Origin of the sequence: Streptomyces sp. CA-142005 (genome assembly GCF_050942335.1) — a bacterium.
Classification (GTDB): Bacteria; Actinomycetota; Actinomycetes; order Streptomycetales; family Streptomycetaceae; genus Streptomyces.
The window spans coordinates 1,008,664-1,034,742 of sequence record NZ_CP192078.1 but is presented as its reverse complement, the minus strand read 5'-3'; the positions used below and the strand labels follow the sequence as shown (position 1 = coordinate 1,034,742).

The following is a 26,079-nucleotide window of genomic DNA, read 5'->3' as shown; positions in this document are numbered from 1 at the left end:
CCTGCCGCTCGGTCTTCCGGCAGGTGGACGCGCCGTCCGTAGTCCGCCTCGGCCGGGTCCTGCGGGCAGCCACCCATACTGGAGGTATGGCCAGGCAACGGCGTGCGACCCGAAGGCCAGGCCCCACACAGGCGGCGGGGCCCGGTGACGAGGGGCAGGCCTCGCGACGGCCACCGGCACGGCTGCCCTCCGTCCTGAACGTGCACAGCATCGCCGGCCAGGTCCTCATCCTCCAGGTGGGCGTCGTCCTGCTGCTCGTCGTCGCCGCGGTGGCGGCCCTGGTGCTGCAGGCCCGCAACTCCAGCCTCCAGGCGGCCCGGGCCCGCTCGCTCGTGGGCGCCGAGACCTTCGCGCACGCCCCGGGGACGGTGGCCGCCATGAAATCCGCCGAGCCCAGCGCGGTGCTGCAGCCGCGTGCGGAGGAGGCCCGGAAGCTGGCCAGGGTCAACTACGTCATCGCCTTCAGCCCGACCGGCATTCGCTGGACCCACCCCGACCCGCACCTCATCGGCAAGCGTGTCGTCGGCTCCTACGCCGACGCGCTGGCGGGCAAGGTGCATCAGGCCACGTACAACACGCCCGGGGTCGGCCGGGCCGTGGACACGATGGTCCCGGTCACCGACGCCGACGGCAAGGTCGTCGGACTGGTCTCCGTCGGCATCTCGGTCCAGAGGGTGGACCGCATGGTGATGAGACAGATGCCGCTGCTGTTCGGATCCGCAGCCGCCGGGCTGGTGCTGGTCACGGGCGGGTCGGCCCTGGTGAGCCGGCGACTGCGCCGGCAGACGCACGGGCTGGAACCGGCCGAGATGACGCGGATGTACGAGCACCACGACGCGGTCCTGCACTCGGTCCGCGAAGGCGTGCTCGTCCTGGACGGCGAGGAGCGGCTGCAGCTGGCCAACGACGAGGCCGGCCGCCTGCTGGACCTGCCCGCGGACGCGACGGGGAAGCGGATCACCGAGCTCGGTCTGTCCCCGCGTGCCGTGGCACTGCTCGCCTCGGACCGGGCCGTGAGCGACGAGGTGGTCCTGGCGGGCGAGCGGCTGCTGGCGGTCAACGTGCGTCCGACCATCCCGCACGGCGGGTCGGGCGGCAGCGTGGCGACCCTGCGGGACACCACCGAGCTGCGCGAGCTGGCCGGCCGTGCCCGGATCGCGCGGGAACGCCTGCAACTGCTGTACGACGCGGGGGTGCGGATCGGCACGACACTCGACGTGGTGCGCACGGCGGAGGAACTGACCGAGATCGCCGTACCCCGGTTCGCGGACTTCGCCACCGTCGCGCTGCTGGAGGCGGTACGCCAGGGTGAGGAACCGGACGGTACGAGCCTCGCCATGCACCGTACGGCGGTTCGCGGCGTCCGCGACGACCATCCGCTGTACCGCGTGGATCAGATGATCACCTGGCTGCCGGAGATGCCGCAGGCACAGGGGCTGCGCCGGGGCCACGCCGTACTGGAGCGCGATCTGCGTGCCTCGCGAAGCTGGCGGGCGCAGGATCCCGAGCGGGCGCGGCGCATGCTGGACTTCGGTATCCGCTCGCTGGTCAGCGTGCCGCTGCAGGCCCGCGGCATCGCGTTGGGAGTGGCCGACTTCTGGCGCTCGGACCAGGAAGCCTTCACCGAGGAGGATCTGGCCGTCGCCGAGGAGCTGGCGGCCCGTGCGGCGGTCGCGATCGACAACGCCCGCCGCTACACCCGTGAGCACACCATGGCGGCCACCCTGCAGCGCAGCCTGCTGCCCCGCGCCCTGCCCGAGCAGTCGGCCCTGGACGTGGCCTACCGCTACCTCCCGGCGCAGGCGAAGGTGGGCGGGGACTGGTTCGACGTCATCCCTCTGCCCGGGACCCGGGTCGCCCTCGTCGTCGGCGATGTCGTCGGCTACGGACTGCACGCCGCCGCGACCATGGGCCGCCTGCGCACCGTGGTCCACAATTTCTGCGCCCTCGACCTGTCACCCGACGAACTCCTGAGCCACCTGGACGAACTGGTCGCGCAGATCGACGAGACCGAGACCGCCGAGGGCGAGGGTGACGGCGCCGGCATCACCGGTGCCACCTGCCAGTTCGCGGTCTACGATCCCGTCTCCGGCCGCTGCTGCATCGCCCGGGCAGGTCACCCCGGACCCGCCCTCGTCAGCCCGGACGGCACGGTCACGTTCCCCGACGTTCCCGTCTCACCGCCGCTGGGCCTCTGCGCCGGGATGCCCGTCGAGACCGCCGAACTGCACCTGGCCGAGGGCTCCCGGCTCGCCCTCTACACCGACGGACTGGTCGAGAACCGCGACCGGGACCTCGACGCCGGCCTCCGGCTCCTCGCCGGCGCCCTGGCCGCGCCCGACCGGACACCGGAACAGGACTGTCAGGCCGTGTTCGACGCCCTGGTGCCCGACCGCCCCAGCGACGACATCGCCCTGCTGGTCGCCCGCACCCGGCTCACGGACCCGGACCGGGTCGCCGACTGGGACGTGCCCTCCGACCCCGCCGCCATCGCTCCCCTGCGCGCCGCCTGCGCCCGCCGCCTGGAGTCCTGGGGTCTGGACGAGATCTCCTACACGACCGAACTCATCCTGAGCGAACTGGTCACCAACGCCATCCGCTACGGCGGCGAGCCCATCCGGCTCCGTCTGCTGCTCGACCGGGACAGTCTGATCTGCGAAGTCGCCGACGGCAGCAGCACATCGCCGCACATGCGCCGCGCGGCCACCACCGACGAGGGCGGCCGAGGCCTGTTCCTGGTCGCCCAGTTCGCCCGCCGCTGGGGAGTGCGGTACACCGCTCGCGGCAAGGTCATCTGGTGCGAGCAGTCACTGGAGACCGCCGAGGGCGGGCCTGAGGAAGCCATGGGCGAGGCACTACTGGACGAGTGGGACGAGTCCGCCCTCTGACATCGGGCCCCTGCCCGCTTCGGCGCCCCTCTTCTGTTGCACATCGCGCAATTTTCTTCGCCATGGGGGACTGGTGCACGCCGTCCCCTTGACAGTGGTCCGAGGCGGCGGAAAGCATGTTGCGTATAGCGAAGGTTGTTGTGCCATTCGAGACAGTTTCCCGGGGAGCCCGCATGAGGAGCATCACCGTCGTCGGCGCGTCGCTGGCCGGCCTGAGCACGGTCCGCGCGCTGCGCGCAGAGGGCTACGACGGCGAGATCGTCGTCGTCGGCGAAGAGCGGCACGCTCCCTACGACCGCCCGCCGCTGTCCAAGGACTTCCTCAAGGGCGACCTCGACGCCGACGCCCTCGCGCTCGGCGACGCGGACGAATATGCGGACCTGGACGTGCAGTGGCTGCTCGGCGAGCGCGCGGTGGCGCTCGACCCCGCCGCCCGGACCGTCACTCTGGCCGGCGGGCGGCATGTGCGCACCGAAGGCGTCGTCGTCGCCACCGGCGCCGCTCCCCGGACGCTCCCCGGCGCGGACGGACTGGCCGGCGTCCACACCCTGCGCACCCTGGACGACGCCCAGGCCCTGCGCACCGAGCTGTTGAACGGTCTGCCCCGGGTCGTCGTCATCGGCGCGGGATTCATCGGCGCCGAGGTGGCCTCCACCGCCCACCGGCTCGGGCTCCACGTCACCGTGGTCGAAGCGCTGAACGTGCCGCTGGAACGCCAACTGGGCCGCGAGATGGGGCTGGTGTGCTCCTCGCTGCACAGCGATCACGGGGTCGGCCTGCTGCGCGGAACCGGCGTGGCGGGACTCACCGGCGACGGCCGGGTGACCGGCGTACGGCTGACGGACGGGCGCGTGCTGCCCGCCGACGTCGTCGTGGTCGGGGTGGGCGTACGGCCCGCCACCGACTGGCTCGCCGGTTCCGGCGTACACGTGGACGACGGCGTGGTGTGCGACGCCGGCTGCGCCACCAGCGTCCCGGGCGTGGTCGCCGTCGGAGACGTAGCTCGCTGCCCCAACCCCTTCACCGGGCGGCACGCCCGCATCGAGCACTGGAGCAACGCCACGGAGCAGGCGAGGACCGCCGCCCGCACGCTGCTCTCGGGCGTGTCGGCCCCTGCCCCGGTCACCGCGCCGTACTTCTGGTCCGACCAGTACCAGGTGCGCATCCAGCTCGCCGGACACGTCGCTCCCGGCGCCGAGCCCCAGGTCGTCGACGGTGACCTCGACAGCCGTTCCTTCACCGCCGTCTACCGCCGCGAGGACACGCCGGTCGCGGTGCTCTCCCTGAACCAGCCGAAGCTGTTCAACCGGCTCCGTCGCACCCTCGCTCCCGCCGCCGTGCCCGTCACCTCATGACCCTGCGCGTCAACCGCCCCTCCAGCCCGGAGACCGCCATGAGGATTCCGCGGCACCTGCGGTACACCTGGGACCACGAGTGGCTCGTCGTGGACGAGGGCAACGCCACCGTCGGCATCACCGCGTTCGCCGCCGGGGTCCTCGGCGAGGTCGTGCACCTCCGGCTGCCCGACGTCGGCACCTGGGTCGAGGCCGGGGAGGCCTGCGGGGAGATCACCTCGTCGACGGGTGCGGGCGCCCTGTACGCCCCCGCCACCGGCCGGGTCCTGGAAGTGAACCCCGCGCTGGCCGACGATCCCGGAGTCGTCAACTCCGCGCCCTACAGCCGTGGGTGGCTGTTCAGGCTGCGGGTCGAGAACATCGCCGGCGAACTGTCCGCCGATGCGTACGCCGCCCACTGCGCCCACGTTCGAGGAGAGTGCCGATGACCCCGCGACACGTACGCCGAGGGCTGCCCCGGCCTCCGCGGCGCGACAGCGAGGCCCTGACGGCCCGCGCCGCGAAGCACCCCCGCTCCCCAGCCCTGTAACCGACAACCCTCCCACCGGGGCGCCCGGGACCATGCCCGGCACACCCCGCCCACCCCACGGAGTATGGCGTGGCAATCAGCGTCTTCGACCTGTTCTCCATCGGCATCGGCCCGTCCAGCTCGCACACCGTCGGCCCGATGCGCGCCGCCGCCATGTTCGCCGCCCGGCTGAAGAAGGACGGCGTACTGGCCCAGACCGCCGCGGTACGAGCGGAGCTGTTCGGCTCCCTCGGCGCCACCGGCCACGGCCACGGCACCCCCAAGGCCGTCCTGCTCGGCCTGGAGGGCAACGAACCGCACACGGTCGACGTCACCCAGGCCGACCTGGACGTGGAGCGGATCCGCGGCACCGGGCGTATCCGCCTCCTCGGTGCCGAGATCGGCTTCGCCCACGAGATCGACTTCGACGCCTCGACCCAGCTGGTCCTGCACCGCAGGCGCGCACTGCCGTACCACGCCAACGGCATGACGCTGTTCGCGTACGACGCCGACGGACTGCCGCTGCTGGAGAAGACGTACTACTCGGTCGGCGGCGGTTTCGTGGTCGACGAGGACGCCGTGGGGGCGGACCGGATCAAGCCCGACGACACCGAGTTGGCGCACCCGTTCCACACCGGTGACGCACTGCTCCGACGCGCCCGCGACACGGGCCTGTCCATCTCCGCGCTGATGCTGGAGAACGAGAAGGCCTGGCGCACCGAGGACGAGATCCGCGCGGGTCTGCTGGAGATCTGGCGGGTCATGGAAGGCTGCGTCTCCCGCGGCCTGTCCCGCGAGGGCATCCTCCCCGGCGGCCTGAAGGTCCGCCGGCGGGCCGCCGCGGCGGCCCGGGCGCTGCGCAGCGAGGGTGACCCGGCGAGCCGGGCGATGGAGTGGGTGACGCTCTACGCGATGGCGGTGAACGAGGAGAACGCGGCCGGCGGCCGGGTGGTGACCGCCCCGACGAACGGCGCGGCCGGCATCATCCCGGCGGTCCTGCACTACTACCTGAACTTCGTCCCCGGCGCCGACGAGGAAGGAGTGGTCCGCTTCCTCCTCGCCGCCGGCGCGATCGGCATGCTCTTCAAGGAGAACGCCTCCATCTCCGGCGCCGAGGTCGGCTGCCAGGGCGAGGTCGGCTCCGCCTGCTCGATGGCCGCGGGCGGCCTCGCCGAGGTCCTCGGCGGCAGCCCCGAACAAGTGGAGAACGCCGCCGAGATCGGCATGGAGCACAACCTCGGCCTGACCTGCGACCCGGTCGGCGGCCTGGTCCAGATCCCGTGCATCGAGCGCAACGGCATGGCCGCGGTCAAGGCCGTGACCGCCGCCCGCATGGCCCTGCGCGGCGACGGCCGCCACCACGTCTCCCTGGACAAGGTCATCAAGACGATGAAGGAGACCGGCGCCGACATGAAGGTCAAGTACAAGGAGACCGCGCGCGGCGGACTCGCCGTCAACGTCATCGAGTGCTGAGGAGGCCCTCCCGCGCGGTCGGAGTCCGATCCGCGCGGAGCGCCGGGGTGACGCCCCGGGACGTCACGGGTCCGGCAACCAGCAGCTACGGAAGCGGGAGTGAGGCGATGGTACGGGTCATCGAGCGAGGAGGCGTGCCGCGCATCGACCTGCCCGGGCCGCGGCCGTCCGGCGCCCACAGCCGCCCCCGGCGCGTCGCGATGCTCAGCGTGCACACTTCACCGCTGCACCAGCCGGGCACCGGCGACGCCGGCGGGATGAACGTCTACATCGTCGAACTCGCCAAGCGCCTCGCCGCCATCGACATCGAAGTGGAGATCTTCACGCGGGCCACCTCGGCCGCACTCCCGCCCAGCGTCGAACTGGCACCCGGAGTCCTGGTACGGCACGTGACCGCCGGACCCTACGAAGGTCTGGCCAAGGAGGACCTGCCCGCCCAACTCTGCGCCTTCACGCACGGAGTGACGCAGGCCTGGGCCGACCACCGCCCCGGTCACTACGACCTGCTCCACTCGCACTACTGGCTCTCCGGCCACGTCGGCCGCCTCGCCGCCGAACGCTGGGGCGTGCCGCTGGTGCACGCCATGCACACCATGGCCAAGGTCAAGAACGCCGCCCTCGCCGAGGGGGACACCCCCGAGCCCGCGCACCGCGTGACCGGCGAGACACAAGTCGTACGGGCGGCCGACCGGTTGATAGCGAACACCGAGAGGGAAGCGGAGGAGCTCCGGCGCCACTACGACGCCGACACCGGCCGGGTCGCCGTCGTCCACCCGGGCGTCAACCTGAACCGGTTCCGGCCCGACGCGTCCGGCATCGCGCTCGGCCGGGCCGCGGCGCGGGCCCGCCTCGGCCTCCCGCGGGACGCCCTGATCCCACTCTTCGCGGGCCGCGTACAGCCGCTGAAGGCGCCCGACATCCTGCTGCGCTCGGTGGCCAGGCTGCTCGCGGACCGGCCGCTGCTACGGGAGCGGATCAGGGTGCCCGTGGTGGGCGGCCCGAGCGGCAGCGGCCTGGCCGAGCCGGAAGGACTGCAGAAGCTGGCGGCCGGGCTCGGCATCTCCGACGTCGTCCTGTTCCGCCCGCCGGTCGGCCAGGACCAGCTCGCCGACTGGTACCGGGCAGCGTCCGTTCTGGTCATGCCGTCCCACAGCGAGTCCTTCGGCCTCGTCGCCGTCGAGGCGCAGGCCTGCGGCACGCCGGTGATCGCCGCCGAGGTGGGCGGTCTTCCGGTGGCGGTGAGAAACGGCGTGAGCGGCGTTCTCGTACGCGGGCACGATCCGGTGGACTACGCGCGGGCGCTGTGCGCCTTCGCCGACGACCCGTCACTCTCCGCCCGGATGGGAGCGGCCGCCGCCCGGCACGCCCGTCGCTTCGGCTGGGACACCGCCGCAGCGACGACGGCGGACGTGTACGCGGCGGCGCTGCACGAACGCCGCCACCACAGGTGAACGCCCCGCGCAGACACCGCCTGTGGCTCAAGTGGCTGAGAGCCAACTGAGAGGTGGCTGTGCCAGGCTGGCGCGCGCCCACACCCCCCTCAGGAGCCCCTGGATGACTCTGATCAACGGTCTGCCCGCCCATGTCCTGCTCGTCCATGTGGTCGTCGTGCTGATACCCCTCTCCGCACTGGCCCTGGTGACGGCCGCGCTCTGGCCGCGCGCCGCCCGCCGTCTGGGCCTCCTGCTCCCGGTGCTCGCCTTCGTCGCCCTGGTCAGCGTGCCGTTGACCACGCAGGCCGGAGAGTGGCTCGAACGGCACGTGGACGACGACGCCCTGGTACGCCGGCACACCGAGCTGGGCGACGGACTGCTGCCGTGGGCCCTGGGCCTGTTCGTGCTGGCGGCGGTCGTGTGGTGGGCGGGGCGGCGCGCTCCGGCACAGCCCGGGCAGGGCAGCGGAATGCGCTGGTCCGCCCTGCCGGTACGGATCGTCGTCGGCGTGTTCTCGCTGGCCGTCGCGGTGGGAGCGGTCGTGGACGTCTACCGGATCGGCGACTCCGGAGCGAAGGCCGCCTGGCACGACGCCTACTCGAAGACGGCGACGGGGCCGAAGGACCACGACGACTGATCCGGCGCCCGTCCGCCGAGCCCGGCCCCGCCGAGAGGACTGCCTCCGGTGGGGCCGGACGGCTTCCGGCCATGGCCGGTGCCCGTGGATGGTCCCGCTCGGGGCCGAAGGACCCCAGGCCCGGCCCGAGTGGCCCGTGGCGGCCTCGGCCCGGCGCGCGCACGCTGGGAGCAGAAGCCACGAAGGGAGTCGGGGCGATGACCTCCACCACCACCATGAGCGCGGCTCTTGAGCCCGTCGACCGCGAACGGCTGATGCGCCTGGCCCACGAGGTCTCCTTCGCGGCCGGGTCCCGTCTGTTCGAGGAGGGCCGGCACGCCGACCGGTTCTGGATCGTGCGCACCGGCACCATCGCCCTCGACCTGCACATTCCGGGCCGCCGGGCCGCCGTCATCGAGACCCTCGGGCACGGCGAACTGGTCGGCTGGTCCTGGCACTTCCCGCCGTACCTGTGGCACCTGGGCGCCGAGGCCCTCAGCCCGGTGCGTGCCTGGGAGCTCGACGCCGAGGCGGTGCTCGCGATGTGCGCGGCCGACGCCGAGTTCGGCCGGGCGATCGCCGTCTGGGTCGGGCGCGTGGCCGCCCAGCGGCTGCATGCCGCCCGGGTCCGGCTGCTCGACCTCTACGCCCCCTACGGCAGCGGTGCTCTGGCCTGACCCCGGTCCGGTGAGGAGAACGCCATGGACAGCAGCCCGCACCGGGTGAGTGACGTGATGACGCGAGCCGTCGTCGCCGTGGGCCGCAAGGCTCTGTTCAGGGACGTCGTCGAGCGCATGGAAGAGTGGCAGGTCAGCGCCCTGCCCGTGCTGGAGGGCGACGGCCGGGTGGTCGGCGTGGTGTCCGAGGCCGATCTGCTGCCCAAGGAGGAGTTCCGGGACAGCGATCCGGACCGGTTCACGCAGCTGCGCCGGCTGCCGGACCTCGCCAAGGCGGGGGCCGTGTGCGCCGACGAGCTGATGAGCACCCCGGCCGTCACGGTGCACGCCGACGCCACGCTGGCCGAGGCCGCACGCATCATGGCGCTGCGGCACGTCAAGCGGCTGCCCGTCGTGAACGCGGAGGGCGTGCTGGAAGGCGTGGTCAGCCGCGGGGACCTGCTGAAGGTGTTCCTGCGGACGGACAACGACCTCGCCGACGAGATCCGGCGCGATGTCGTCGACCCGCTCTTCCCGGCCCCGGTCGAACCGGTGCACGTCATGGTCGCCGAAGGCGTCGTGACCCTGACCGGGCGGGTGCGGGACGGCGCGCGGATACCGCTCGCCGCACGCATGACGCGCGCCGTGGAGGGCGTCGTGGGCGTGGACTGCCGGCTCACGACCGCGGGCGCCGGGTGAGAGACGAGGACGAGTGAACGCGCCCAGTGAATGACGAGTGAACGCGCCCAGTGAATGACGAGTGAACGCGCCCAGTGAATGCGGCCGTCTGCCAACGGCCGTATTCACTGGGCGGGTTCAGCCCCGCCCTCCGTTCAGGTTCCTGGTGCGCCCGACGCCGTCTGTCAGGGCGTGTGCGCCCTGTGGGGCTCGGGGAGGTCGGGGTCGAGGTCCGGACGGCGGGGCGGCCCGGCCAGTGCGCACCGCACGTCCACCACACCCGCCACGGCCCGCGCGAGCCGCGCCGCGAGCGGGATCAGGGCCGTCTCACGCACCCCGCCGGCCAGGGTGACGACACCGTCGCGCACCTCGACCCGGACGGTGGTGGTGTGCGGGCCGAAGAGGCGCACGACGACCTCGCGCCGGACCTCCTCCGCGATGTCCTCGTCGTCCCGCAGAAAGACCTTCAGCAGGTCGGAGCGGCTGACGATGCCACGGAGCCTGCCGTCACGGCCGACGACCGGCAGCCGCTTGACCCTTGCGCGGGCCATGACACGCGCGGCCTCGGCCGGCGTGGCGTCGGCTGCCACGGTCACGGCCGGGGAGGTCATCAGCTCGGCCGCGGTCACGGCGTCCGCCTTGCGGACCTCGGCGGGATGGCGAACCCGCCCGTACCGGCCGATGTCACCGTCCTGGTACTCCTCCTTGGCCAGCAGATCGCCTTCGGACACCACGCCGACGACACGGCCGGCGTCGTCCAGCACCGGCAGGGCGCTGACCTGCCACTCACGCATGACCTTCACGATGTCCTTGAAGGTCGCCCCGGCGCGCAGGGCGACGACCCGGTGCGTCATCACGTCGTTCACGAGGGCCGGAGTGCCGTTCATGGCCTCCTCCAGAGGCGTGGGTGCCGTCGTCGGACACCTTCAGGCTGCGGCGGCGGATCCGTGCGGGCCATGGGCCGAGTGGTCCCGATCGCGTGCCCCGTCGGCCCTGCGCTTGCCGCGGCGAGGGTGCCGGGGACGGACGCGGCCTACTCGGCGTCGGGCAGCGGGACGTGCCAGTCGAGTGCGGTGCCGCCTCCCTCCGGGCTGGTCACCTCGAACCCTCCGCCGAGGTCCTCCGCCCGGTCGGCCATGTTGAGCAGTCCACTGCGCCGGCCGCCGGAGGGGATGCCCACGCCGTTGTCCGAGACCCTCAGGCGCACCTCGCGGCCGTCGGCCGTGAGGACCACCTGGGCCCGGTCGGCGTGCGCGTGCCGGGCGATGTTGATGAGGGCCTCGGTCAGCACGGCCACGACGTGCTCGGCGGTCTCGGGCGGCACATCGGTGTCGACCAGGCCTTCCATGCGCACGCTGGGGGCGAAGCCCAGCACGGGGGTGGCCTCGCCGGTCGCGCGGACGACCCTCGCCCGCAGACCGCTCCCGGCGGTGCCCGTGCGGGCCCGCAGCCCGAAGATCGTCGACCTGATGATCTTGATGGTCTCGTCGAGGTCGTCCACGGCCCGCAGCACCCGCTCGGAGGCCTCGGGATGCTCGATGAAACGGCCCGCGCTCTGCAGGGTCATCCCGGTGGCGAACAGCCGTTGGATGGCGAGGTCGTGCAGGTCACGGGCGATGCGGTCGCGGTCCTCCAGCAGCGCGATCTGCTGCGCGTCCTGCCTGCGGTCGGCCAGCTCCATCGCGATCGCGGCCTGGGCGGCGAACCCCTGGAGCAACTCGGTCTCCTTCTGGAGGAAGACCGGCCCGTCGGCTTCGCGGGCCACCAGGACCACGCCCCGCACTCCGCTCTCACCCGTGCCGATCGGGACGGCCACGGCGGGGCCGAGCCCCTCGAAGCGCGGCGGCTCAGAGGTGATCCGCGCGTCGTGGATGACATCGCCGCTGGTGACCGGCGCGGTCGCGGTGTACGCCAGCCCCATGAGGCTTTCGCCCATGGGCAGCACCAGTCCCCGGTGTGCCTCCGCGTCCACGCCGACGGCGATCTCCACGGTGAGCGACTTCGTGCCCTCCATGGGCATGGCGACCGCCGCCAGGGCCGAGCCCGAGATCTCCCGGGCCCGCTCGGCGATCAGGCCCAGGGACTCGGCCCGGTCGGAGCCGGACATCAGGCTGTGGCTGATTTCCGCGTTCGCCCGCTGCCAGCGCTCGCGCAACCGTGCGTCCTCGTACAGGCGCGCGTTGTCGATGGCCACGCCGGCGGCCACGGCCAGCGTGGACAGCACGGACTCGTCCTCCTCGTCGAACTCCACGCCGCCGCGCTTCTCGGTCAGGTAGAGATTGCCGAAGACCTGGTCGCGGACCCGGATCGGGACCCCGAGAAAGCTCTTCATCGGCGGGTGGCCCGGCGGAAAGCCGTACGAGGCGTGGTGCTGGGAGATCTCGGGGATCCGCAGCGGCTGCGGGTGCCGGATCAGCTCGCCGAGGATGCCGTGGCCCTCCGGGAAGGGCCCGATCGCCGCGATCTGCCCCTCGGTGAACCCCACCGTGTGGAAGGCGGACAACGTGGTGCCGTCCGGCCCGATGACGCCGAGGGCTGCGTACGCGGCGTCCACGAGCACCGCGGCGGCCTCCACGATGGAGTGCAGGACCTGCTCCACGTCCAGCTCCCGGCCGACGGAGAGGACGGCCTCCAGCAGACTGTGCACACGGTCCTGCGTGCCACGCACCGCGTTGATCCGGGCCTGCAGCTCCTCCAGCAGCTCGTCGAGCTTCAGCTGCGGCACGCGTACGCGGGGTTCCTCCGTACCGTCCACCAGGTCCTCCAGTTCCCATCAGCACCTGGCGTCGAACCGATGGGTTTCTCACACGGTATCCCCTCCAGGCCCGGGCGGAGAGGCGATCCGGCAACCGATCGCCGGGCGCGCGCCGGCCACGCCGTGCACCGGCGCCTCGGCCGACCGGCCCGCCCGGGCTCGGCGGCAAGAGCACCGACCCGGCCTGGACGGCCCGGCTGAGCCTGCCGGACGATCCCCTGCTGCTGTCCGTGCGCTCGGGCAGGCACCGCGACACCGTGCCCCTCGCCGAGAAGACAGCCACGCACGCGTACCGGGCAGACGCCATCTCGGCTGCGCCCGCCCGGGCACCGGTCCGGCCGAACTCGCCTGCGCCGGTGCGTGGTTGACCGCCACCCGCCGCAGCGGCCCCCAGCCGCTCTCGGACCGTGATCCGACGCCCCGTCACCGTCCGGGGCTCGCTGCGCACCCACACCGCACGCGCTCCGCCCGCCCAAGGAGCGCTGCACGCCTGCTCGCTGAGCGGTGTGCGCCGGGCGGCCAGGCGGTGGTCCGGATCGGCAGGCGGTGCCCCGGTCGACGCGTGCGCGGTCGTCCGTTCGGCCGTGGCCGTCGTGCCGCTTCTGCGTCAGGCCGCGGGAACGGCCACTTCCGCGTGCTGCTCGACGCCGAGGACGATCTTGAGCGCGCCGGTCTCGGCGGCCTGGGAGAAGACGTCGTAGGCCTCCTCCATGTGGTCCAGCGGGAAGGTGTGGGTGACCAGTTGCCGGGTCGGCAGCCGGCCGGCGGCGGCCATCCGCAGCAGGGTGGGCGTGGAGGAGGTGTCCACCAGGCCGGTCGTGATGGTCACGTTCTTGATCCAGAGGTCTTCGAGGTGCAGCGTGACGGGCTTGCCGTGCACCCCGATGTTGGCCACGTGCCCGCCGGGGCGGACCATGCGGGTGCACAGCTCGAAGCTCTCCGGGACACCCACCGCCTCCATGACCACGTCCGCGCCGAGCCCGTCGGTCAGATCGGCGACCAGCTGGCCGGGTTCCTCGCGGACGTCGGCGACGGCGTCGGCACCGAGCCGCCGGGCGGCCTCCAGCCGGGCCGGTGCCAGGTCGACCGAGATGATCCGTTCCGGGGCGACCAGGCGCGCCGTGGCGACGGCCGCGAGTCCGATGGGTCCGGCGCCGACGATGGCTACGGTGTCGCCGGGACGCACGTGCCCGTTGAGGACGCCGACCTCGTAGGAGGTCGGGAAGATGTCCGCGAACAGCACGGCGTCCTCGTCGGCAACGGTGGCGGGCAGCGGATGCACGGAGAGGTCGGCGCAGGGCACGCGGACGTACTCGGCCTGCGTGCCGTCGATCAGGTGGCCGAGGACCCAGCCTCCGCCGCCCCTGCACTGGCCGTACGAGCCGTCCCGGCAGAACCGGCACCGGCCGCACGAGGTGATGCAGGAGATCAGCACCCGGTCCCCGGGGCGTACGGTGCGCACGTCGCCGCCGACCTCGACGATCTCGCCGACCGCCTCGTGCCCGAGCACCGTGCCGGAGCGGACCTCGGGCACGTCGCCCTTGAGGATGTGCAGATCCGTCCCGCAGATGGTCACGGCGCCGACCTGCACGATGACGTCGGTGGGTTCCTTGACGGCGGGGTCCGGGACGTCCTGCCAGGACGCCTGCCCCGGACCGTGGAACACGAAGCCCTTCATGGCAGCTCCTCGTCGCCTCGTCGTCGGTCCGCCGCGGGAACGCGTTTCCGGGGCACGGCGCCGGAACGGCCCGCGCCTTCAGCTTCCTCGGCAAGGCAGCGGTGCCGCTTGGGCCGTCCGGCCCTCGCCCGCGGCCGGACGGTGCCCATCGGGGTCCGCGGCCGTAGCGAGCCGGGCAGTGACCCGTACGGACCCGCAGTCTGGGCCGGATGGCCCTACCGCTCCGCCCGGAACGCCGGGTTCGCTCGTGTCATGTCCGAGAACGACTCGGCGCACGTGGCAGAGCACGACACCGCACAGGAAGTGCATCTGGCCCACCGCGTGGCCGGCGGAGCGACCGTCGTGTCCCTGCACGGCGTGATGGACGTGCTGACCGCCCCCGCGCTGTCGCTACGGCTCGACGCGCTCACCACCCGCCACGAGCTCGACCTCGTACTCGACCTGCGGCCCGTCACGTTCATCGACTGCGCCGGACTCGGGGTCCTGTGCCGCGCCCGCAACCGGACGCTGGCCCGCCAGGGCCGGCTGCGGCTGATCACGGAGAGTGCGAGCCTCCGGCGCATGCTGCTGGTCACCGGGCTGGGGAACGTCTTCGAGGTGCACACCCGACTCCCTCATCCGCTGCCGGGGTCCCAGGGCTGAGCGGCGTGATGAACGCGAAGCCGGGGCTGTGGCGTCGGCGCGGCAATCCGCTGTGGCGACGCGAGGACGCCGTGGAGGCGTGGCTCGTCCTCGCCGTCTGGATCGTGGTCGTGGTCGGCGGGACCGTTGCCGGGGTGCTGACCGCACGCGCAGCCGGGGACGTCTTCGCGGCGCAGCGCGCCCACCGGCATCCCGTCCGTGCCGTACTGCTCGCCGACGCACCACAAGACAGCACGGCCGCCTGGCCGGTGGACGGCCTGGTCCGGGCGACGGTGCGCTGGACCGCACCGGACGGCATCGACCGTACCGGTGCCACGCTCGTCGACAGCGGTCTGAAGGCCGGCGCCCGGGTGGTGGTCTGGCAGGACGACCGGGGCGGCCTCGCCCCCGCCAAGCCGACGAACCCCACCGAGGGCGCGATCGAGGCCGGCCTCTTCGGCGCAGCGGCCGCCCTGGCCGTCGCCGCCCCGGTGTACGGGGCAGGAGCGCTCGGACGCGCGTGGCTCGACCGGCGGCGCATGGCCCGCTGGGACCGGGAGTGGGACCGGGTGGAGCCCCGCTGGGGCCGCGGGTCGGGCTGACACGGACCGGCGGCGGTGTGCGGGCCGGGAAGGTCAGGCGGGTTCCGGTACGACGGCCACCGGGCAGGCCGCGTGGTGCAGCACCCCGTGGGCGACGCGGCCGAGTTGGAGGCCGAAGTGAGCGTGCCTGCGCCGGGCGCCGACGACGAGCAGGTCGGCTTCGCGGGAGACGGCGACCAGGGCGTCGCGGGCATGGCCCTCGACGGTGCGGCGGTCCACCCGCAGCTCGGCCGGTGCGTCCCGCAGGGCCTGCTCCAGCACCTCGACGGCCTGCTGCTGTGCCGGCTCGCCTGTGAGCTGGGCGTCCGGTTGGACGACGTCAGGGGGACGGTGACCCGCGTGCCCCGGCCGCCGCCAGGCCCGTACGGCTTCCAGGCGGGCCCCGTGCAAAGCCGCCTCCTCGACGGCGAACCGTACGGCGGCCGAGCCTGCCGAGCCGGCCGGGTCGCGGCCCACCCCCAGCGCGATCCGCCCCCGGATGCCGGTGCGGGCCCGGTCGTCGGGGCCGTCGCGCAGCACGATCGCCGGGCAGTGCGCGTGCGCGGCGACCGAGAGGCTGACGGAACCGAGCAGCGCCTCGGCCATGCCGCTGCGGCCACGACACCCCAGCACCACGGCGAGGGCGGTACCGCTCTCCCGTACGAGTCCGTACTCCGGGTCCTCGGGCAGCACATCGGTGGTGATCCGCAGTTCCGGCCGGCGTCGCCGGGCGCGCTCCTCGGCCGCACCGACGACATCCCGGGCCATCACCTCCTCCAGCGGCTTGTCGAGTTCCTGCGCGAGCAGGGCGCCTTCGTAGCGATCCCAGAGGGAGGCGTACACCAGCCGGAGCGGGGCCCCGCGCAGGGCGGCCTCGTCGGCCGCCCAGTCGACGGCCCGCAGGCTCGGGCCGGAACCGTCGATGCCGACGACGATCGGAAGGTCCATCGTGCTCACCGCTCCCTCGGGAATCAGTCGTGCGGAACCACGGCGACCGGGGCCACGACATGGTGCAGCACGGCGTGCGCGACGTGGCCGATGTGGGCGCCGAGCGGGCTGGTGCGGACGCGCCGGCCCACGACGACCAGGGAGGCCTCGCGGGAGGCGTCCACGAGAACCTGCGCGGCGCTGCCGCACCGGCTCGCCTCGATCACTTCCACGTCCGGGAACTTCTGCCGCCAGGAGCGCAGTAGTTCGGTCAGGGCCTTGGCCTGCCCGCGGGCGAGCTCGTCGTGGAGCCCGGCGTCACCGTGGAAGCGGTGGAAGGAGGTGGGCGGCCCGCTCCAGCCGTGCACGACCCGGAGGGACGCGCCGCGGCGGGCTGCGGCGTCGAAGGCGAACCCGAGCAGCGTCTCGTCGGGGGTGCCGAGGTCGAGGCCGAGGACGACGGGCCGGAAGGGGGCCGCGGCGGACGGTACGCCCGCCGGGTCCGCCTTGTGCTCGTCGGCGGCCTGCTCCCCGGCGCGGACCAGCACCACAGGACGTTCGGCGTGGGCGAGGACGGCCAGGCTGACCGAGCCGACCACGAAGCCGGTGATCCCGCCGAAGCCGCGTGAACCCAGCACCATCAGCTCGGCGGAGTCGGCCGCCTCGGTCAGGGCGTCGACCGGACTCCCGGTGAGCCGGTCGGTGACGACCCCGACGCCGGGATGACGCAGCCGCAGCCCTTCGGCGGCCTCACGGGAGACCTCCTCGGTCCAGCGCTGCCGGGTCTCGCCACCGATCAGCGGGGTCTGGGCCACCGGCTGCGGCACCGGCTGCCAGACGTGGACGATCTTCAGCGGCAGGCCGCGCAACGCTGCTTCGCGCGCCGCCCATTCGGCCGCGGCCCGGCTCTCGGGCGACCCGTCGAGACCAACCGTGACCGTTCGGGTCATCGTTTCCACCTCCCGGCACGACGCGTCCACTGTCCAGCATGGCGCCACAGCGTGGATCCGGACGGGCGGAGAGCCGAACGGCCCACCGCGGGGACCGGTGGCCCCTGGCCGGGTCTCCGGCACCGGCACATGCTGGGAACGGACCGGCCGCCACGGCCGTACGGGAGGTCACCATGGACGGCACCCCGCACATCGTCAGCGATGTCATGACCCAGACGGTCGCCGCCGTGGGGCGCCACGCCCCCTTCAAGGAGATCGTGCGGCTGCTGCAGGACTGGCAGGTCAGCGCCCTGCCCGTGATCGAGGGCGAGGGCCGGGTGGTCGGCGTGGTCTCCGAGGCAGACCTGCTGCCCACGGAGGAACTGCGGGACGAGCCGCAGGCCGGCTACCTCCAGTTGCGCCAGCCGGTCGACCTGGCGAAGGCGGGCGCCCTCACCGCGGAGCACCTCATGTCGTCGCCCGCCGTCACGGTCCGGGCGAACGCCACCCTCGCCGAAGCCGCGCGCATCATGGCGCGCGAGGGCGTCAAGAGGCTGCCCGTGGTGGACGCGGCCGGACTGCTGGCGGGCATCGTCAGCCGCGCCGACCTGCTCAAGGTCTTCATGCGCGACGACGAGGACATCGCCGAGGAGGTCCGGCGCGAGATCGTGTCGTACCTCTTCCCGCCGCCGAGCTCGGCCATCCAGGTGGACGTGCACGACGCGGTCGTCACGCTGACGGGCCGGATCCGCGACACCGCCCTGGTCCCGGTGGCCGCGCGCCTGGTGCGGGCCGTGGAAGGCGTGGTGGACGTGCGGTTCGACCTCGCACACGACGACCACGGGGTGACTGGGGCCGCTCGGCCCTAGTCCGTACGGCACCGCCGGACGGATGATCGGCCTCGTGGGCGGCCCGCATTCGGTTTTCCCCCGGGCAACGAGAGGTCGTCATGACCGAGACACACACCTTCACGGAGCACCATCCGATCCGGGTGTTCCTGCTGGACGACCACGAGGTCGTACGCCGCGGCCTGGCCGACCTGCTCGACGCCGAACCGGACATCCGCGTGGTCGGTGACGCGGACACCGCCGAGCACGCGCTCACCCGCGCGCCCGCGCTGTGTCCGCACGTCGCCGTGCTCGACGTGCGGCTTCCGGACGGGGACGGCATCTCGGTGTGCCGGGAGCTGCGCAGCCGGATGCCGGAGCTGGCGTGTCTGATGCTGACGTCGTTCGACGACGAGGACGCCCTGCTGGACGCCATCATGGCCGGAGCATCCGGCTATGTGCTGAAGCAGATCAAGGGCTCCGATCTCGTCTCCGCCGTGCGTACCGTCGCCTCGGGACAGTCCATGCTCGACCCGGCGACCACGGCCCGCCTGATGCGCTCCCTGCGCACCGACCCGGCGCAGACCTCGTCGGTGCCGGCCGAGCTGGCGAGCCTGTCACCGCGCGAGCGCGACATCCTCGCCCTGATCGGCGACGGTCTCACCAACCGCGAGATCGGCAAGCGGCTGTACCTGTCGGAGAAGACCGTCAAGAACCACATCTCGCGGATGCTGGCGAAGCTGGGAGTCCAGCGCCGGGTCCAGGCGGCGGTCCTCGCGTCCCACCTGGAGCCGCGGAACTCCGGGGAGGGCCCGGACCGCTGAGATTCCCGCGCAGCGCCGTGCACCGGCGTGCCCGCAAGGAGCCCGCCGGTGCGTGAACGGACGGATCAGCTGCCGTGCCTGACCTGGACGTGCCTGGCCTCGGCCTTCTCGGAGCTCAGACCGACGCTGACCGTCAGCATGCCGTCGGTGTAGTCGGCCGTGACGTCGTCCTCGTCGGCGCCGGGCGGCAGCGTCACACTGCGGCTCATCGTGCCGTACCGGATCTCGCTGTGGTTCTTGTCCACGTCCCGTTCGGCGCGCTCGGCCTTCACCGTGAGCACCCCGTCGCCGATGACGACGTCGATGTTCTCGGGGGACATGCCCGGAAGCTCGGCTCGCATGACGTAACGGTCGTTCTCCGTGTAGTCCTCGATGCGGACAGAGGACATCGCGAACTTGCTCGGAATGGTCTCGAACCACTCCGGCATGTCCGGGAAGGGGATCCTCTGCATGCGGGTGAGTGTGCCCATGGCCGTACCTCCTCGGTCTTCGCCTGATTCCAGTGCACCGCGCCCGGCGTTCCCGTGTTGAGGCCGAACAGCCCATGTCATGGGTCTCAAAGTCCTATTTGCCCGTTCCGGGCGAGGTCACACTGGCGGCGAGGAAACGGCCCCGCGATCCGGTCCGGGCGGTGCATCACGGGCGCTGGAGGGGCCGGGCCACCGAGGTGCGGACTCCGGCCGCCGATGAGGCCGACCCGCCCGAGGCAGGGACCAACGGCCCCTGGCACCCCGCACGGTGCGCGACTTGCATGGAACGGGATCGCCGCGGCAGGACCCCGGAACGGGCCTGCGGCGGCACAGAGCGCGCCACCGCGGCAAGGAGGCGAGGACCATGACCACGCCCGCACCGCCCGAGCGAAGCGACACCACGGCCGGCGACGTGGCCCACGACGAGCGCCGGTCCGACGGCGGACGAGTCACCCCGTACTTCCCGGCTGGAGGCGATCATGTCCGTGCCGAGTGAGCGCCGGCCGATCGTGGTCGGTGTGGAGACCGATCCCGCCCGGCGGACGGCGCTGGCCTGGGCGGCCGACGAGGCGGCCCGCCGGCGGGTGCCGCTGCGGCCGGTCCGCGCCGAGGGCGTGCCGACCAGGGGGGAACGCGGGCCGGACGTCCCGCCGTCCTGGGAGGAGTGGAACGAGGGGCTGCACCGGAGCGGCAAGCAGGTCCTCGCCGAAGCCGTGGACTTCATCGCGATGCGGCATCCCGAGGTCGAGGTGGACGCCGTACTCGCCGAAGGCGACCCCGCGTGGGTGCTGGGCGAGGAGAGCCGCACCGCCACGGCCGTCGTGCTGGGCTCGCAGCACCTCAGCCGGGCCCAGGAGGCCTTCGGCTCCGCCTCGGTCGCCCTGCCGCTGATGGCCCGGTCGCACTGCCCGGTGGTCGTCGTCCCGGAAGCGGCCGAGTACGTCTCCCAGGAACCCGCCTTCTACGTCGTGGGCGTCGACGGCAGCGAGCACTCGGCCGCAGCCGTGGACCTGGCGTTCGAGGAGGCTTCGCTGCGCGGCGCCGAGGTGCGGGCACTGTATGTCTGGCAGCCCGGACTGCTGAGGATCTTCGACGAGTTCGGGGCCCAGCAGGAGTGCCGGCGGCTGCTCTCGGAGACCGTGGCCGGCCGCCATGCCCGCTATCCCGACGTGGATCTGCGGCACGAGCTGGTCGTCGGGCATCCGGTGCAGGCGCTCACCGACGCCTCCTCCCACGCACTGGGCCTGGTGGTGGGCACGCGAGGGCACGGTGGCTTCACGGGGATGCTGCTGGGCTCGGTCAGCCAGGGAGTGCTGCACTACGCCCGCTGCCCCATCCTCGTCGTTCCGCCGACGCGGTCCTGAACGTCCGCGTACCCGAACCGCGCGCGACGGGCCCGGGCTGCGACGCCGCGCCACCCCCGAGGGAGAAGCCGCGTGAAGGTGTCCGAGGTGATGACCGCTCCCGCGGTGGCCGTCCCACCGCACGAAACCCTGACCGAGGTGACCCGGAGGATGTCCGGGTCCGGCGTGGGCTCCGTCCTCGTCGTCGAGGACGGGACGCTGCGCGGCATCGTCACCGACCGCGACATAGCGGTGCGCGGGCTGGGCGCCGGGCTGCCCCCGACCGCAGCGGTCGACGCGGTGATGTCGGCGGAGGTGGTCACCGTGGACGCCGCGGACGACGTCCAGACGGCCTATCGCACCTTCCGCCGCAGCGGCGTGCGCCGCCTGCCGGTGCTGGACGGACACCGTCTGGTGGGTGTGGTGACGATCGACGACCTCCTGCTGGACGTCTTCCGGCGGCTGGCCGACCTGCTCGGTCCGGTCGCCTGGAGCGTGCTGCGGGAACCACCGGGACCGCCCTCGCACGCGCCCTGAACGGGCCGGGCGGCGGATGCCGGGCGTCGGGTCACTGCTTGTGGGGATGCACGATCACGACCGGGCAGCTCGCGTGCTGCGACACGTGGCGGCTGACCGAGCCGAGCAGGGCGGCGGCGAACCCGCCCCTGCCCCGGCCGCCGACGACCAGGGCCTCGGCTCCCTCGGCGGCCCGCAGCAGCACGTCGGCGGGGTTGCCGTGCACCACATGGGTGCGGACCGAGTCGGCCGCGTCCGCGCCGAGCACGTCGGTCAGTTCCTTCTCCACGCGCTGCCGGGCCTCGTCCTGGTCGAAGTCCTTGTCCACGGCGGGCGCCGACCAGCCGTAGAGCCCTGGCAGCTCCCACACCGCGACCGCGTCCACGACGGCGCCGATCAGGCCCGCGTACCGGACGGCCCAGCGCAGGGCGTCGTACGACGACGGCGATCCGTCGACACCGACGACCACCCGGGGCTCGGAGGCATCCCTGTCCATGTGTCCCACCTTCCTACGGCCCACCCCTTCGAACGGCCACGTTCGTTTCCACGCTGCACGCGGTCCCGCGATCTCGCCAGGGCAACGCGTCCGAGGGCGATCCGCTGAGAAAAGGACGAAGATGTTTGGGGGTGCTCATGCAGGCGAACGCGAGTGACGTACCGCGCTTCATGCCGCGGGAGGAGCCATGAGCAAGATGACGTTCGCCCGGCCGCAGGCCGGAGCACAGGGCTGTGGGTCCCGGCTGCCGACGCGCAGGGCGGCACGGCCCGCCGTCGTACGCCGGGCCTCGTCGACGAAGGGCGACTGGCTGCTGCTGCCCGGCGGCTCGTGGCGGCACGTGGAGACGATCAGGGTGCGCAGTCTGTTCGGCTGAGAACGGCCACGGAGGCCCCGGGCTGCGGCGCGTGGACCGCGAGCGGACACGGGTCCGATCCGTCGACGCGCGCGACCAGTGGGGGCATCGCGACGGTCCGATGTCCGGGCGCCGCGGGCCGTACGCCCGAGGACCGAGCGGGAACAACTCCCGCGCGCGAAGCGCTGTTCCTCATACCCCACCGGGTATGAACGGCCGCAGGTGTGGCGACCGCTGGGGACGGATGCGAGCGGCGGAGGAGTGTGACACCGATGGCGACGGCAGCGGAGGACCGGCTCTGCGGTACCGAGGAGAGCGGTAGCGAGGAGATCCTTCTGGTGACGAGGTGCGGACGCAGGATCGAGGTACGGTCCCTGCTCCTCGGACACCCGGACCGGCCCGTCAGCCGGATAGCCCTGGACGTGGGGGCGGACCAGGGCGGCGTACCGGGAGTCTGGGCGGCGCTCACCCCGGACGAGGCACGCGGTCTGGCCCGCCTGCTCCTTCAGCGGGTCGGTGCGGCCGAGCAGCCCGCCGGTGCCCGGCCGCGGAACAGCGGTTCCTGACGAGGGAGCCGTCCTTCCTCTGCCGGGGCGCCGGCGCTCAGCCGCGGCGCAGTGCGGCGAGGGTCGCGGCGAGGTCCGCCGTGCGGGGGCGGTTGTGGGGCAGCTTGCCCAGCACCACGGCCATGCCGCAGGTGTCGGTGAGTGCCGAGAAGACGAGGCCGCCCGCGATGCCGGCCGAGAGGAGCTGGAAGGCCGGATGCACCAGCAGGCCGAGGAGCAGGCCCAGGAGTACGACCGTGCCCGCGGTGAAGCGAACCTGCCGCTCCATGCTCCAGCCGGCCCGGGTGTCGCAGGCGGCCGGCCGGTGCAGGTCGAGTCCGGCGTCGGCCCAGGCGCTGGTGCCGCCGGTGAGGGTGGCCGTGGGGATGCCCTCCGCGGCCAGGAGCCGGCCCGCGCTCTCCGAGCGGGCGCCCGAGGCACACACCATGAGGATGACGCCGCGCCCGGCGGCATGCCGTATCTCGGGCAGCGCGCGCCGGATCCGGTCCAGGGGGATGTTGAGGGCACCGGGCAGGTGGCCGGTGGCGTACTCGCCGGGGGTGCGCACGTCGATGACGGTGAGTTCGGCCAGCCGGGCGTGAGCCTGGTCGGTGTCGAGGGTGAGGGGGGTCGTGGTCATGGCAGATGTGATCCTTGATGGTCGCCGCCGTCCCGAACCGGGACGTACAGTACCCCTAGGGGTATTTTTCGAGGAGTGATCGTGGAACTGGAGCTTGAGGGCGCGTCCCTGAGGGCGGTGCTGAACCGGCTGCGGCGTGCGCAGGGCCAGATCTCCGGCGTGATCCGGATGATCGAGGAGGGGCGGGACTGCGAGGACGTCATCACGCAGCTGGCCGCCGCCTCGCGGGCCCTCGACCGGGCCGGCTTCGCGATCATCGCCACCGGCCTGCAGCAGTGCGTGGCCGACATCGAGTCGGGCCGCAAGAACGGCGAGGACACCGAGGCGATGCGCGCGCGACTGGAGAAGCTGTTCCTCTCGCTGGCGTAGGCGATCTCGCCGGCGTGGGCGATCGCGGTCGCGCGGTCATGCCACCACCGCGTCGACCAGCATGAAGCCCGCCACCGCCAGTAGGACGAGGGCGAAGAGGCGTTGCAGGGTGTGCCCGGACAGCTTCGCCGACAGGCGCTTGCCGTCCCAGGCGCCAAGGATCGCCGCTCCGGCGAACGGCCCGATGACGGACCAGTCCAGACCCTCGGCCGTGCCGGCGCGCATCGCCAGCGCCGCAAGCGAGTTGACGGTGATGACGAGCAGGCTGGTGCCGACGGCCGCTCGCATCCGCATGCCGAGGACGTCGACCAGGGCGGGGACGGCGAGGAAGCCGCCTCCCACGCCGAGCACGCCGGTGACCGCGCCCAGTCCGGCACCGGAGGCCGCCGCCCGGCCCGGCCGCACAGGGACCGTGTGGTCCGATGCGGAGCGGGGCCTGAGCATGCGCACCGCGGCGACGGCCGCGACCACGGCGAAGGCCACGGTCAGCACGGCCGCCGGCACGCGTCCGGCGAGCGCGCCGCCCAGCATGGCCGGGCCGATCCCGGCCGCCGCGAACAGCAGCCCCGTACGCCAGCGGACGTGACCGTCGCGGGCGTGCGCCGACAGGGCGGTGGCGGAGGTGACGGTGACGATCACCAGACTGGCCGTGGTGGCCGCGACCGGGGTGAAACCGAGCAGGTAGATCAGGGCGGGCACGGACAGCACACTGCCGCCGCCGCCCAGGGCGCCGAGCGCCACGCCGATGACGGCCCCGGCGACCAGGGCGAGTATCACAGCGCTCACGCGACGGTCCCGTTCCCGCCCCGCGCGTCCACGACCGGCAGGCCCGCCGCGGCCCACTCCTGCATGCCGCCGATGACGTCGACGGCCTCGACACCCCTGGCCTGCAGCAGTTCGACGGCCTTCAGGGACCGGCGACCCGAACGGCAGATCACGATGACCGGCCGCTTCGGCGCCTCGGCCGGGAGCCCTGCTCCGGCGGCCAGCGCCGTGAGGGGCAGGTGTACGGCGCCGGGGGCGTGGCCGGCCTGCCACTCGTCGGCTTCGCGCACGTCGAGCAACAGGGCGGAGGCCCCGCTGGTCCGGGCCGTCTGCCGATGGTCCGTGCGGGCGGCGGCTTCCCGCGCGGTCACCCGCGCCGGGCCGCCCCGGCCGCGTCCGAAGAGGCTCATCGTGGTTCTCGCTCCTGTTCGTCTTCTCGGCTGCGGTGTGGTGCGGCGGACGCCGTCACGGGGTGCGGACGGTGAGCCCGGCCCGCTCGGCCGAGTCGAAGCGGTCGTCGACCGCGACGACGTCACGGCCCGCGGCGTCCAGCAGGGAGGCGGCGATGGCGGCGCGCATGCCGCCGGCGCAGTGCACCCACACCTGCCCGGCGGGCACCTCGTCGAGGCGCCGGTGCAGGGCGTGGACGGGGATGTGGACCGATCCCCGCACATGGCCCGACGCCCGCTCCGCGTCCCGGCGGACGTCCAGGACGACGATGCCGTCCCCGGGGTGCTCCGCGAGGTCGGCGAACGTGGCCCGCGGGAAGGTGGCGAGGGCTTCGCCCTCCCGTGTCCAGCGCGCCGGGTCTCCGGTGGCCGCGGCGGCCGGGCGGTCGATGCCGACCCGGGCCAGCTCGCGCTGGGCGGCGGCGAGTTGGTCGGCGGACTCGGCGAGCAGGGTCACCGGCTTGCCCCACGGGATCAGCCAGGCCAGGTAGGTGGCGAGCTGTCCCTCGGCCTCGAAGTTGAGCGAGCCGGCGACATGCCCTGCGGCGAAGGCGACCCGGTTGCGCAGGTCTACCACCCACTCCCCGGCGGCGAGCCGGCCGGCGATCTCGCCGGCGTCCGCGAGGGCGGGCGGGGTCAGGTCGAGGGGTGCGGGTCCAGCGGCGTTGGCCGGGCCCATGTGGGCGTAGTACGCGGGAACGGCGTCCAGACCGGCGAGCAATTCGGCGACGAAACCGTCCACATCCCGGGTCAGGGCCGCGTTGGATGCCTTCTCCTTGCCGATCGTGGTGGACGTGCCCTCCGCCTGGCCGGCCGAGCAGAAGCTGCCGAAGCCGTGCGTGGGCAGCACGGTGGCGTCGTCCGGCAGTTCGGTGGCCAGACGGTGCGCGGAGGAGTGCTGGGCCCGGGCGAGGTCTTCCGTCAGCCGTGGTTCGACCAGGTCGGGCCGGCCGACGGTGCCGATCAGCAGTGAGCCGCCGGTGAACACGGCGACGGCCGTGCCGTCCTCCTCCAGTGCGTACGAGGTGTGGTGCGGGGTGTGGCCGGGCGTCGCGATCGCGCGCAGCACCAGTCCGGCGCCGGCGTCGATCTCGTGGCGGTCGCCGTCGCGCACCGGGACGCGCTCGTACGAGACCCGGGCCGCGGCGGGGACCAGATAGCCGGCGCCCGTGACCCGGGCCAGCTCCAGTCCGCCGGTGACGTAGTCGTTGTGGAGGTGTGTCTCGACGACGTGGGAGATCCGCACCCCGCGCCGCGCGGCGGCGGCGATCACCTGGTCGATGTCGCGGGGCGGGTCGACCACCACGGCCGTCCGCTCGCCGCCCGCCAGATAGCTGCGGTTGCCGAGCCCGGCCACCTCGATCGTGTCGACGAAGAACACG

General features: G+C 73.2%; 29 protein-coding genes. 18 read left to right on the top strand and 11 right to left on the bottom strand.

What is annotated here, in order from left to right:
- The first annotated feature begins 86 nt into the window (after positions 1–86).
- The 8 genes from ACQPXS_RS05120 (at position 87) to ACQPXS_RS05085 (ending at position 9,628) form a co-directional block, all read left to right on the top strand.
- Entirely contained in the window at positions 87–2,888 is a 2,802-nt protein-coding gene (locus ACQPXS_RS05120) for a SpoIIE family protein phosphatase (RefSeq protein ID WP_433447334.1), read from the top strand.
- 173 nt (positions 2,889–3,061) lie between these two features.
- Positions 3,062–4,243 carry an NAD(P)/FAD-dependent oxidoreductase gene (locus ACQPXS_RS05115; protein WP_433447332.1) on the top strand — a complete coding sequence of 394 codons (1,182 nt, stop codon included), beginning with the start codon at positions 3,062–3,064 and terminating at the stop codon, positions 4,241–4,243.
- Complete coding sequence (locus ACQPXS_RS05110) at positions 4,240–4,671, top strand: glycine cleavage system protein H (protein ID WP_433447330.1); 432 nt, start codon at positions 4,240–4,242, stop codon at positions 4,669–4,671. The genes ACQPXS_RS05115 and ACQPXS_RS05110 overlap by 4 nt, the downstream gene beginning before the upstream one ends.
- 170 nt (positions 4,672–4,841) lie before the next feature.
- Complete coding sequence (locus ACQPXS_RS05105; protein WP_433447328.1) at positions 4,842–6,224, top strand: L-serine ammonia-lyase; 1,383 nt, start codon at positions 4,842–4,844, stop codon at positions 6,222–6,224.
- A 107-nt stretch (positions 6,225–6,331) separates the two neighbouring features.
- The gene (gene mshA / locus ACQPXS_RS05100; RefSeq protein WP_433447325.1) at positions 6,332–7,675 is read left to right on the top strand and encodes a D-inositol-3-phosphate glycosyltransferase; all 1,344 of its coding nucleotides are present in this window, start codon (positions 6,332–6,334) and stop codon (positions 7,673–7,675) included.
- Between the two features lie 103 nt (positions 7,676–7,778).
- Positions 7,779–8,294, top strand: coding sequence for a DUF2231 domain-containing protein (locus tag ACQPXS_RS05095; RefSeq protein WP_433447323.1), 516 nt, complete (start codon positions 7,779–7,781; stop codon positions 8,292–8,294).
- 197 nt (positions 8,295–8,491) lie between these two features.
- Entirely contained in the window at positions 8,492–8,950 is a 459-nt protein-coding gene (locus ACQPXS_RS05090; RefSeq protein ID WP_433447321.1) for a Crp/Fnr family transcriptional regulator, read from the top strand.
- 24 nt (positions 8,951–8,974) lie between these two features.
- A complete protein-coding gene (locus ACQPXS_RS05085; RefSeq protein ID WP_351801353.1) occupies positions 8,975–9,628 on the top strand; it encodes a CBS domain-containing protein in 654 nt (217 codons plus the stop codon).
- A gap of 164 nt (positions 9,629–9,792) precedes the next feature.
- On the opposite strand, the gene ACQPXS_RS05080 is transcribed toward ACQPXS_RS05085, so the two are convergent.
- The 3 genes from ACQPXS_RS05080 to ACQPXS_RS05070 all read right to left on the bottom strand — a co-directional run bounded on the left by ACQPXS_RS05080 (position 9,793) and on the right by ACQPXS_RS05070 (position 14,040).
- Entirely contained in the window at positions 9,793–10,494 is a 702-nt protein-coding gene (locus tag ACQPXS_RS05080) for a CBS domain-containing protein (RefSeq protein ID WP_433447319.1), read from the bottom strand.
- Positions 10,495–10,640: 146 nt separating this feature from the next.
- Positions 10,641–12,362, bottom strand: coding sequence for a sensor histidine kinase (locus tag ACQPXS_RS05075; RefSeq protein WP_433447317.1), 1,722 nt, complete (start codon positions 12,360–12,362; stop codon positions 10,641–10,643).
- Positions 12,363–12,969: 607 nt separating this feature from the next.
- Positions 12,970–14,040: a zinc-dependent alcohol dehydrogenase family protein gene (locus ACQPXS_RS05070; RefSeq protein WP_433447315.1), complete on the bottom strand. Its 1,071-nt coding sequence runs from the start codon at positions 14,038–14,040 to the stop codon at positions 12,970–12,972.
- 252 nt (positions 14,041–14,292) lie between these two features.
- Here ACQPXS_RS05070 and ACQPXS_RS05065 point away from each other — a divergent pair, with 252 nt between their 5' ends.
- Positions 14,293–14,682: an STAS domain-containing protein gene (locus ACQPXS_RS05065; RefSeq protein ID WP_433447313.1), complete on the top strand. Its 390-nt coding sequence runs from the start codon at positions 14,293–14,295 to the stop codon at positions 14,680–14,682.
- An 8-nt stretch (positions 14,683–14,690) separates the two neighbouring features.
- Positions 14,691–15,263 carry an Rv1733c family protein gene (locus tag ACQPXS_RS05060; RefSeq protein WP_433447311.1) on the top strand — a complete coding sequence of 191 codons (573 nt, stop codon included), beginning with the start codon at positions 14,691–14,693 and terminating at the stop codon, positions 15,261–15,263.
- 33 nt (positions 15,264–15,296) lie between these two features.
- Here ACQPXS_RS05060 and ACQPXS_RS05055 read toward each other — a convergent pair whose 3' ends face one another.
- Together ACQPXS_RS05055 and ACQPXS_RS05050 are read right to left on the bottom strand one after the other, a co-directional pair.
- Entirely contained in the window at positions 15,297–16,190 is an 894-nt protein-coding gene (locus tag ACQPXS_RS05055) for a universal stress protein (RefSeq protein WP_433447309.1), read from the bottom strand.
- 23 nt (positions 16,191–16,213) lie between these two features.
- Positions 16,214–17,119 (bottom strand): universal stress protein, encoded by a 906-nt coding sequence (locus ACQPXS_RS05050; RefSeq protein WP_433447307.1) that lies wholly within the window; start codon positions 17,117–17,119, stop codon positions 16,214–16,216.
- A 173-nt stretch (positions 17,120–17,292) separates the two neighbouring features.
- Here ACQPXS_RS05050 and ACQPXS_RS05045 point away from each other — a divergent pair, with 173 nt between their 5' ends.
- Positions 17,293–17,967 (top strand): CBS domain-containing protein, encoded by a 675-nt coding sequence (locus ACQPXS_RS05045; protein ID WP_356316128.1) that lies wholly within the window; start codon positions 17,293–17,295, stop codon positions 17,965–17,967.
- A gap of 80 nt (positions 17,968–18,047) precedes the next feature.
- Entirely contained in the window at positions 18,048–18,749 is a 702-nt protein-coding gene (locus tag ACQPXS_RS05040; protein WP_433447305.1) for a response regulator, read from the top strand.
- A 65-nt stretch (positions 18,750–18,814) separates the two neighbouring features.
- On the opposite strand, the gene ACQPXS_RS05035 is transcribed toward ACQPXS_RS05040, so the two are convergent.
- Positions 18,815–19,219 (bottom strand): Hsp20/alpha crystallin family protein, encoded by a 405-nt coding sequence (locus ACQPXS_RS05035; RefSeq protein WP_433447303.1) that lies wholly within the window; start codon positions 19,217–19,219, stop codon positions 18,815–18,817.
- Between the two features lie 364 nt (positions 19,220–19,583).
- Between ACQPXS_RS05035 and ACQPXS_RS05030 the strand changes: the two genes are divergently transcribed.
- The 3 genes from ACQPXS_RS05030 (at position 19,584) to ACQPXS_RS05020 (ending at position 21,099) form a co-directional block, all read left to right on the top strand.
- Positions 19,584–19,715 (top strand): hypothetical protein, encoded by a 132-nt coding sequence (locus ACQPXS_RS05030; RefSeq protein WP_356316134.1) that lies wholly within the window; start codon positions 19,584–19,586, stop codon positions 19,713–19,715.
- Positions 19,699–20,583 carry a universal stress protein gene (locus ACQPXS_RS05025; RefSeq protein ID WP_351801329.1) on the top strand — a complete coding sequence of 295 codons (885 nt, stop codon included), beginning with the start codon at positions 19,699–19,701 and terminating at the stop codon, positions 20,581–20,583. Before ACQPXS_RS05030 ends, ACQPXS_RS05025 begins: the two co-directional genes overlap by 17 nt.
- 72 nt (positions 20,584–20,655) lie before the next feature.
- Positions 20,656–21,099: a CBS domain-containing protein gene (locus ACQPXS_RS05020; protein WP_433447300.1), complete on the top strand. Its 444-nt coding sequence runs from the start codon at positions 20,656–20,658 to the stop codon at positions 21,097–21,099.
- A gap of 31 nt (positions 21,100–21,130) precedes the next feature.
- Here ACQPXS_RS05020 and ACQPXS_RS05015 read toward each other — a convergent pair whose 3' ends face one another.
- A complete protein-coding gene (locus ACQPXS_RS05015; RefSeq protein WP_433447298.1) occupies positions 21,131–21,574 on the bottom strand; it encodes a universal stress protein in 444 nt (147 codons plus the stop codon).
- A gap of 187 nt (positions 21,575–21,761) precedes the next feature.
- Between ACQPXS_RS05015 and ACQPXS_RS05010 the strand changes: the two genes are divergently transcribed.
- Both ACQPXS_RS05010 and ACQPXS_RS05005 read left to right on the top strand, forming a co-directional pair.
- Positions 21,762–21,950, top strand: coding sequence for a hypothetical protein (locus ACQPXS_RS05010; RefSeq protein WP_351801325.1), 189 nt, complete (start codon positions 21,762–21,764; stop codon positions 21,948–21,950).
- A 251-nt stretch (positions 21,951–22,201) separates the two neighbouring features.
- Positions 22,202–22,495: a hypothetical protein gene (locus tag ACQPXS_RS05005; RefSeq protein ID WP_433447296.1), complete on the top strand. Its 294-nt coding sequence runs from the start codon at positions 22,202–22,204 to the stop codon at positions 22,493–22,495.
- Positions 22,496–22,532: 37 nt separating this feature from the next.
- Here the strand turns inward: ACQPXS_RS05005 and ACQPXS_RS05000 are convergent, their stop codons facing one another.
- Complete coding sequence (locus ACQPXS_RS05000) at positions 22,533–23,114, bottom strand: rhodanese-like domain-containing protein (RefSeq protein ID WP_433447294.1); 582 nt, start codon at positions 23,112–23,114, stop codon at positions 22,533–22,535.
- A gap of 81 nt (positions 23,115–23,195) precedes the next feature.
- On the opposite strand from ACQPXS_RS05000, the gene ACQPXS_RS04995 reads away from it, so the two are divergent.
- Positions 23,196–23,483, top strand: coding sequence for a metal-sensitive transcriptional regulator (locus tag ACQPXS_RS04995; RefSeq protein WP_323376122.1), 288 nt, complete (start codon positions 23,196–23,198; stop codon positions 23,481–23,483).
- A 36-nt stretch (positions 23,484–23,519) separates the two neighbouring features.
- On the opposite strand, the gene ACQPXS_RS04990 is transcribed toward ACQPXS_RS04995, so the two are convergent.
- The 3 genes from ACQPXS_RS04990 to ACQPXS_RS04980 are packed head-to-tail and all read right to left on the bottom strand — an operon-like array spanning position 23,520 to position 26,078.
- On the bottom strand, positions 23,520–24,269 hold the full coding sequence (locus ACQPXS_RS04990; protein WP_433447292.1) for a sulfite exporter TauE/SafE family protein: 750 nt from the start codon (positions 24,267–24,269) through the stop codon (positions 23,520–23,522).
- Positions 24,266–24,658: a rhodanese-like domain-containing protein gene (locus tag ACQPXS_RS04985; protein WP_433447290.1), complete on the bottom strand. Its 393-nt coding sequence runs from the start codon at positions 24,656–24,658 to the stop codon at positions 24,266–24,268. Before ACQPXS_RS04985 ends, ACQPXS_RS04990 begins: the two co-directional genes overlap by 4 nt.
- Positions 24,659–24,713: 55 nt before the next feature.
- The gene (locus ACQPXS_RS04980) at positions 24,714–26,078 is read right to left on the bottom strand and encodes a rhodanese-like domain-containing protein (protein ID WP_433447288.1); all 1,365 of its coding nucleotides are present in this window, start codon (positions 26,076–26,078) and stop codon (positions 24,714–24,716) included.
- Position 26,079 lies beyond the last annotated feature (1 nt).

Excerpts from the sequence above, each read along its gene's own strand:
- ACQPXS_RS05120 (WP_433447334.1), top strand. The coding sequence starts at position 87 with ATGGCCAGGCAACGGCGTGCGACCCGAAGGCCAGGCCCCACACAGGCG.
- ACQPXS_RS05115 (WP_433447332.1), top strand. The coding sequence starts at position 3,062 with ATGAGGAGCATCACCGTCGTCGGCGCGTCGCTGGCCGGCCTGAGCACG.
- ACQPXS_RS05110 (WP_433447330.1), top strand. The coding sequence starts at position 4,240 with ATGACCCTGCGCGTCAACCGCCCCTCCAGCCCGGAGACCGCCATGAGG.
- mshA (WP_433447325.1), top strand. The coding sequence starts at position 6,332 with ATGGTACGGGTCATCGAGCGAGGAGGCGTGCCGCGCATCGACCTGCCC.
- ACQPXS_RS05095 (WP_433447323.1), top strand. The coding sequence starts at position 7,779 with ATGACTCTGATCAACGGTCTGCCCGCCCATGTCCTGCTCGTCCATGTG.
- ACQPXS_RS05090 (WP_433447321.1), top strand. The coding sequence starts at position 8,492 with ATGACCTCCACCACCACCATGAGCGCGGCTCTTGAGCCCGTCGACCGC.
- ACQPXS_RS05085 (WP_351801353.1), top strand. The coding sequence starts at position 8,975 with ATGGACAGCAGCCCGCACCGGGTGAGTGACGTGATGACGCGAGCCGTC.
- ACQPXS_RS05080 (WP_433447319.1), bottom strand. The coding sequence starts at position 10,494 with ATGAACGGCACTCCGGCCCTCGTGAACGACGTGATGACGCACCGGGTC.
- ACQPXS_RS05070 (WP_433447315.1), bottom strand. The coding sequence starts at position 14,040 with ATGAAGGGCTTCGTGTTCCACGGTCCGGGGCAGGCGTCCTGGCAGGAC.
- ACQPXS_RS05065 (WP_433447313.1), top strand. The coding sequence starts at position 14,293 with ATGTCCGAGAACGACTCGGCGCACGTGGCAGAGCACGACACCGCACAG.
- ACQPXS_RS05060 (WP_433447311.1), top strand. The coding sequence starts at position 14,691 with ATGAACGCGAAGCCGGGGCTGTGGCGTCGGCGCGGCAATCCGCTGTGG.
- ACQPXS_RS05055 (WP_433447309.1), bottom strand. The coding sequence starts at position 16,190 with ATGGACCTTCCGATCGTCGTCGGCATCGACGGTTCCGGCCCGAGCCTG.
- ACQPXS_RS05050 (WP_433447307.1), bottom strand. The coding sequence starts at position 17,119 with ATGACCCGAACGGTCACGGTTGGTCTCGACGGGTCGCCCGAGAGCCGG.
- ACQPXS_RS05045 (WP_356316128.1), top strand. The coding sequence starts at position 17,293 with ATGGACGGCACCCCGCACATCGTCAGCGATGTCATGACCCAGACGGTC.
- ACQPXS_RS05040 (WP_433447305.1), top strand. The coding sequence starts at position 18,048 with ATGACCGAGACACACACCTTCACGGAGCACCATCCGATCCGGGTGTTC.
- ACQPXS_RS05035 (WP_433447303.1), bottom strand. The coding sequence starts at position 19,219 with ATGGGCACACTCACCCGCATGCAGAGGATCCCCTTCCCGGACATGCCG.
- ACQPXS_RS05030 (WP_356316134.1), top strand. The coding sequence starts at position 19,584 with ATGACCACGCCCGCACCGCCCGAGCGAAGCGACACCACGGCCGGCGAC.
- ACQPXS_RS05025 (WP_351801329.1), top strand. The coding sequence starts at position 19,699 with ATGTCCGTGCCGAGTGAGCGCCGGCCGATCGTGGTCGGTGTGGAGACC.
- ACQPXS_RS05015 (WP_433447298.1), bottom strand. The coding sequence starts at position 21,574 with ATGGACAGGGATGCCTCCGAGCCCCGGGTGGTCGTCGGTGTCGACGGA.
- ACQPXS_RS05010 (WP_351801325.1), top strand. The coding sequence starts at position 21,762 with ATGAGCAAGATGACGTTCGCCCGGCCGCAGGCCGGAGCACAGGGCTGT.
- ACQPXS_RS05005 (WP_433447296.1), top strand. The coding sequence starts at position 22,202 with ATGGCGACGGCAGCGGAGGACCGGCTCTGCGGTACCGAGGAGAGCGGT.
- ACQPXS_RS05000 (WP_433447294.1), bottom strand. The coding sequence starts at position 23,114 with ATGACCACGACCCCCCTCACCCTCGACACCGACCAGGCTCACGCCCGG.
- ACQPXS_RS04985 (WP_433447290.1), bottom strand. The coding sequence starts at position 24,658 with ATGAGCCTCTTCGGACGCGGCCGGGGCGGCCCGGCGCGGGTGACCGCG.